The 5,303-nt window shown below is 71.0% G+C and carries 5 protein-coding genes; all 5 read left to right on the forward strand.

Going from position 1 to position 5,303, the window contains the following annotated elements:
- Positions 1-1,130, forward strand: a 1,130-nt coding sequence (gene ispG / locus RH94_RS02175) for a flavodoxin-dependent (E)-4-hydroxy-3-methylbut-2-enyl-diphosphate synthase (RefSeq protein ID WP_234425473.1), incomplete at its 5' end; no start/stop codon positions are given.
- 29 nt (positions 1,131-1,159) lie between these two features.
- Positions 1,160-3,070: a 1-deoxy-D-xylulose-5-phosphate synthase gene (gene dxs / locus RH94_RS02180; RefSeq protein ID WP_073945985.1), complete on the forward strand. Its 1,911-nt coding sequence runs from the start codon at positions 1,160-1,162 to the stop codon at positions 3,068-3,070.
- The gene (locus RH94_RS02185; RefSeq protein WP_073945986.1) at positions 3,067-4,449 is read left to right on the forward strand and encodes an aspartate aminotransferase family protein; all 1,383 of its coding nucleotides are present in this window, start codon (positions 3,067-3,069) and stop codon (positions 4,447-4,449) included. The genes dxs and RH94_RS02185 overlap by 4 nt, the downstream gene beginning before the upstream one ends.
- 73 nt (positions 4,450-4,522) lie before the next feature.
- Complete coding sequence (locus RH94_RS02190; RefSeq protein WP_073945987.1) at positions 4,523-5,146, forward strand: helix-turn-helix domain-containing protein; 624 nt, start codon at positions 4,523-4,525, stop codon at positions 5,144-5,146.
- Positions 5,143-5,262, forward strand: a complete 120-nt coding sequence (locus RH94_RS02195) for a DUF6126 family protein (RefSeq protein WP_073945988.1) — start codon at positions 5,143-5,145, stop codon at positions 5,260-5,262. Before RH94_RS02190 ends, RH94_RS02195 begins: the two co-directional genes overlap by 4 nt.
- The last annotated feature ends 41 nt before the right edge of the window (positions 5,263-5,303 follow it).

A 5,303-nucleotide genomic window follows, 5' to 3' on the forward strand; every position in this document is an offset into this window, starting at 1 on the left:
TCGCCGAGCGCCGCAAGAGCCGGCAGATCCAGGTCGGGTCCGTGGCGGTGGGCGGGGACGCGCCGGTGTCGGTGCAGTCGATGACGACGACCCGTACGTCGGACATCGGTGCCACGTTGCAGCAGATCGCCGAGTTGACGGCGTCGGGCTGTCAGATCGTGCGGGTGGCCTGTCCCACGCAGGACGACGCGGACGCGCTGGCGGTCATCGCGCGCAAGTCGCAGATCCCGGTGATCGCGGACATCCACTTCCAGCCCAAGTACGTGTTCGCCGCGATCGAGGCGGGCTGTGCGGCCGTCCGGGTCAACCCGGGCAACATCAAGCAGTTCGACGACAAGGTCAGGGAGATCGCCAAGGCGGCGAACGACCATGGCACGCCGATCCGGATCGGGGTCAACGCCGGGTCGCTGGACCGGCGGCTGCTGCAGAAGTACGGCAGGGCCACCCCGGAGGCGCTGGTGGAGTCGGCGCTGTGGGAGGCGTCGCTGTTCGAGGAGCACGACTTCCGGGACATCAAGATCTCCGTCAAGCACAACGACCCGGTGGTGATGGTCGAGGCCTACCGGCAGCTCGCCGCGAGCTGCGACTACCCGCTGCACCTGGGGGTCACCGAGGCCGGTCCGGCCTTCCAGGGCACCATCAAGTCGGCCGTCGCCTTCGGTGCGCTGCTCTCCCAGGGCATCGGCGACACCATCCGGGTGTCGCTGTCGGCGCCGCCGGTGGAGGAGATCAAGGTCGGCATCCAGATCCTGGAGTCGCTGAACCTGCGGCAGCGCGGCCTGGAGATCGTCTCCTGTCCGTCCTGCGGCCGTGCCCAGGTCGACGTCTACAAGCTGGCCGACGAGGTCACGGCCGGTCTGACCGGCATGGACGTGCCGCTGCGGGTGGCGGTGATGGGCTGTGTCGTCAACGGTCCGGGGGAGGCGCGGGAGGCCGACCTCGGGGTCGCCTCCGGCAACGGCAAGGGGCAGATCTTCGTCAAGGGCGAGGTCATCAAGACCGTCCCGGAGTCGAAGATCGTGGAGACCCTGATCGAGGAGGCCATGAAGATCGCCGAGCGGATGGAGCAGAGCGGCGCCGCACCAGGCGGCCCCACCGTCACGGGGACGCCGACAGTGACAGTGAGTTGACAAGCGGCACGGACCGAGAGGGGGCCGGCGTGACCATTCTGGAGAGCATCCGGGGACCACACGACCTGAAGGCGCTGTCCGAGACGGAAATCGGTGAACTGTCCGAGGAGATACGCGAGTTCCTGGTGCACGCGGTGGCCAGGACCGGCGGTCACCTCGGGCCCAACCTGGGGGTGGTGGAACTCACCGTCGCGCTGCACCGGGTCTTCGAGTCGCCGGTCGACCGGATCCTGTGGGACACCGGTCACCAGAGCTACGTGCACAAGCTCCTGACGGGACGTCAGGACTTCTCCAAGCTGCGCGGCAAGGGGGGACTGTCCGGCTATCCCTCGCGCGAGGAGTCGGAGCACGACGTCATCGAGAACAGCCACGCCTCCACCGCGCTCGGCTGGGCCGACGGACTCGCCAAGGCACGCCAGGTGCGGGGGGAGAAGGGACACGTCGTCGCCGTCGTCGGGGACGGGGCGCTGACCGGCGGCATGGCCTGGGAGGCGCTGAACAACATCGCGGCCGCCAAGGACCGGCCGCTGATCATCGTCGTCAACGACAACGAGCGGTCCTACGCGCCGACCATCGGCGGCCTCGCCAACCACCTCGCCACCCTGCGCACCACCGACGGCTACGAGAAGGTGCTGGCCTGGGGCAAGGACGTCCTGCAGCGCACCCCGATCGTCGGCAACACCCTCTACGAGTCGCTGCACGGCGCGAAGAAGGGCTTCAAGGACGCGTTCGCGCCGCAGGGCATGTTCGAGGACCTGGGGCTGAAGTACCTCGGTCCGATCGACGGACACGACATCGGGGCCGTCGAGTCGGCGCTGCGCCGCGCGAAGCGTTTCCACGGCCCCGTCCTGGTCCACTGCCTCACCGAGAAGGGCCGCGGCTACGAACCCGCGCTCGCCCACGAGGAGGACCACTTCCACACCGTCGGCGTGATGGACCCGCACACGTGCGCGCCCCTCGCCCCGTCCAACGGCCCTTCCTGGACCTCGGTGTTCGGCGACGAGATCGTGAGGATCGGCGAGGAGCGGGACGACGTCGTGGCGATCACCGCCGCCATGCTGCACCCGGTGGGCCTCGGCGGGTTCGCCGAGCGCTTCCCGGACCGGGTGTGGGACGTCGGCATCGCCGAGCAGCACGCGGCCGTCTCCGCGGCGGGCCTCGCGACCGGCGGGCTGCACCCGGTCGTCGCCGTCTACGCCACCTTCCTCAACCGTGCCTTCGACCAGCTGCTGATGGACGTCGCGCTGCACCGCTGCGGGGTCACCTTCGTGCTGGACCGGGCCGGTGTGACCGGCGTCGACGGGCCCTCCCACAACGGCATGTGGGACATGTCCGTGCTCCAGGTCGTGCCCGGTCTCAGGATCGCCGCGCCCCGCGACGCCGACCAGCTGCGCGCCCAGCTGCGCGAGGCCGTCGCCGTGGACGACGCGCCGACGCTGGTCCGCTTCCCGAAGGAGTCGGTGGGGCCGGAGGTCCCGGCGGTCGGCCAGGTGGGCGGCATGGACGTACTGCGCCGGGCCGAGCGGCCCGAGGTGCTCCTGGTCGCCGTCGGCGTGATGGCTCCCGTGTGCCTGCAGGCCGCCGAACTGCTTCAGGCGCGCGGCGTCGGATGCACCGTCGTCGACCCGCGCTGGGTCAAGCCCGTCGACCCGGCGCTGCCGGGCCTGGCGGCCGGGCACCGGCTGGTGGCCGTGGTCGAGGACAACAGCCGCGCGGCCGGCGTCGGCGCCGCGGTGGCCCTCGCGCTGAGCGACGCCGAAGTCGACGTACCGGTGCGGCGGTTCGGCATTCCCGAGCAGTTCCTCGCGCACGCCAAGCGCGGGGAGGTGCTGGCCGACATCGGTCTCACACCGGTCGAGATCGCCGGACGGATCGGCGCGGGCCTGGCCGCCGGGGAGCAGACAGGGGCCGTCACAGCAGTCAAGGAGAAAGTCGAATGACCACGGAGTTCGACCTCGGCAGACTCCTGTCCGAGCGCGGAGCCGAACGCTACGAGCTGCACGCCAGGCACCTCAACCACCAGCTGCCGCGCATGCTGCGCACCATCGGCTTCGACAAGGTCTACGAGCGGGCCGAGGGCGCGTACTTCTGGGACGCCGACGGCAACGACTACCTGGACATGCTCTCCGGGTTCGGGGTGATGGGCCTGGGCCGGCACCACCCCGTCGTCCGCAAGGCGCTGCACGACGTGCTGGACGCCCAGCTCGCCGACCTCACCCGCTTCGACTGCCAGCCGCTGCCCGGACTGCTGGCGGAACGGCTGCTCGCCCACAGCCCGCACCTGGACCGGGTGTTCTTCGGCAACAGCGGCACGGAGGCGGTGGAGACCGCGCTGAAGTTCGCCCGCCGGGCGACCGGCAGGCCGCGGATCCTTTACTGCGAGCACGCCTTCCACGGCCTGACCACCGGCTCGCTGTCCGTCAACGGCGAGGACGGCTTCCGCGACGGCTTCGCCCCGCTGCTGCCCGACACCGCCGTCCCGCTCGGCGACCTCGACGCGCTCGAGCGGGAGCTGCGCGAGGGCGACGTGGCCGCCCTGGTCGTCGAACCGATCCAGGGCAAGGGCGTGCACGAGGCCCCGCCCGGCTATCTGCGCGCCGCCCAGGAACTGCTGCGCCGGCACAAGGCGCTGCTCATCGCCGACGAGGTGCAGACCGGCCTCGGCCGTACCGGGGACTTCTACGCCTACCAGCACGAGGACGGCGTCGAACCGGACCTGGTGTGCGTGGCCAAGGCCCTCTCCGGCGGCTATGTGCCGGTGGGCGCGACCCTCGGCAAGGACTGGATCTTCAAGAAGGTCTACTCGTCGATCGACCGCGTCCTGGTCCACTCGGCGAGCTTCGGATCCAACGCCCAGGCCATGGCGGCGGGCCTGGCCGTGCTGTCGGTGATGGAGAACGAGCAGGTCGTCGCGAACGCCCGGGCCACGGGCGAGCTGCTGAAGTCCCGGCTGGCGGCGCTGACGGACCGGTACGAGCTGCTCGCCGACGTGCGCGGCCGGGGCCTGATGATCGGCATCGAGTTCGGCCGGCCGAGGTCGCTGAGGCTGCGCGGGCGCTGGACCGTGCTGCAGGCGGCCCGCAAGGGACTGTTCGCGCAGATGGTGGTCGTCCCGCTGCTGCAGCGGCACCGTATCCTGACCCAGGTCTCCGGCGACCGCCTTGAGGTGATCAAGCTGATCCCGCCGCTGGTCGTCGGGGAGGCGGAGGTCGACCGGTTCGTGGACGCCTTCACCGCCGTGATGGACGACGCGCACGACGGCGGGCTGATGTGGGACTTCGGCAAGACGCTGGTCAAGCAGGCCGTCGCCAACCGCTGAACGGCTCCTGTCGGGCTTTGCCTCTGGGGCAATGGATTTGCCCCAGAGGCAATCCTGCTGCTGGAATGGGGGCATGAGCTCCCCCGAGTCCCGGCCTTCGGCGGGGCCGGTCGAGGACCTGCCCGCCGTCGCGCCGCAGCTGCGCGCCCTGCGCCGCCGTGCCTCCCTGACCCTGGAGGCGGCGGCCCGCTCCGCCGGGCTGTCGCCCGCCCACCTCTCCCGCCTGGAGACGGGGCAGCGCCAGCCCTCGCTGCCGATGCTGCTCGCGCTCGCCCGCATCTACGGTACGACCGTGTCCGAGCTGCTCGGCGAGACGGTCGCCGGTCAGGACGCGATCGTGCGCACCGGGGACATGGAGCCGACACGGGCCGGCGGCTGGACGTACTGGCAGACCGGCGCGTCCGGGCGCGGGATGCAGGCCCTCAAGGTCCACGTGCCCCACGGCTCCCAGGGCGACATCGTGCGCGTGCACCCCGGCGAGGAGTGGCTGTACGTCCTCGACGGGCGCCTCCGGCTGCGCCTCGGGGACACCACACACCTGCTCGCACCGGGCGACAGCGCGCACTTCGACTCGCTGACCCCGCACCGCATCGCCGCCGAGGACCCCCACGGGGTCGAGCTCCTGTTCGTCCACACCCTGCTGCAAAGCCCCACGGCCGCACTGTGCCTGGGGCCCCTCACCGGAGAGATGCCATGAGCAACCTGGAAGAGAAGTTCCCGCGCGCCCTGTGGGTCCGGCTCGTCATCTACACCGTCGTCGGGCACTTCTTCGCCGGGTTCATCTGGCTGCTGTTCACGGTCGGCGCCAAGTGACGGCGGCCGGCGCCACGTGAGGGCCGGTCAGTCCAGCAGCC

This window comes from Streptomyces kebangsaanensis, from assembly GCF_001906585.1.
GTDB lineage: Bacteria > Actinomycetota > Actinomycetes > Streptomycetales > Streptomycetaceae > Streptomyces > Streptomyces kebangsaanensis.

Excerpts from the sequence above, each read along its gene's own strand:
- RH94_RS02195 (WP_073945988.1), top strand. The coding sequence starts at position 5,143 with ATGAGCAACCTGGAAGAGAAGTTCCCGCGCGCCCTGTGGGTCCGGCTC.
- RH94_RS02185 (WP_073945986.1), top strand. The coding sequence starts at position 3,067 with ATGACCACGGAGTTCGACCTCGGCAGACTCCTGTCCGAGCGCGGAGCC.
- RH94_RS02190 (WP_073945987.1), top strand. The coding sequence starts at position 4,523 with ATGAGCTCCCCCGAGTCCCGGCCTTCGGCGGGGCCGGTCGAGGACCTG.